1 protein-coding gene is annotated in these 731 nt (G+C 68.3%); it reads left to right on the forward strand.

Features of this window, described 5'->3' with window-relative positions:
- The coding region (locus tag AC5P1C_RS43875) for a condensation domain-containing protein (RefSeq protein ID WP_493871598.1) at nucleotides 1-731 on the forward strand (731 nt) is incomplete at both ends.

Genomic DNA, 731 nt, shown 5'->3' on the forward strand with positions numbered 1-731 from the left:
ACGCTGATCCGGCTCGAAGGACACGGCCGTGAGGAAGGCGTCGTACCGGGAGCCGACCTGTCCCGCACCGTGGGCTGGTTCACCAGCATGTTCCCCGTACGCCTCGACACCATGGGTGCCCATCTCGATGAGGCCATCGCCGGTGGCCCCGCGGCAGGGAAGGTGGTGAAGGCGGTCAAGGAGCAGCTCCTTGCCATCCCCGACAAGGGCATCGGCTACGGCCTGCTGCGCCATCTGAACCCGGACACGGCCACCGTTCTGGACGGTCACTCGGACGGGCAGATCGCCTTCAACTACCTGGGCAGGTTCTCCGCCGCCGACATGCCGGAGAACCTGCGCGGCCTCGGCTGGAACGAGGCCCCTGGCATCGACGATCTGGTCGCCGCGCCGGACGCTGACATGCCACTGATGTCGACGCTGGAGATCAACGCTCACGTCAGTGACACCGAGCAGGGCCCGTGCCTGAACGCCCGCGTGGGATTCCCCACCGGCGTGCTCTCCCGCGAGGACGTCCAGGAACTGGCCGACCTGTGGTGCACGGCGCTGGAGGGCCTTGCCCGGCACGTGACACAGCCCGACGCCGGAGGCCTCACGCCATCCGACGTACCGCTGGTGTCCGTGGACCAACGCAAGCTGGAGGAGTGGGAGAAGAAGTACCCCGGTCTGGCAGACGTGTGGCCGCTGACCGCGTTGCAGTCCGGGCTGCTCTTCCACGCCCTGCTCGCCGACGC

Source organism: Streptomyces sp. A18, from assembly GCF_059026065.1.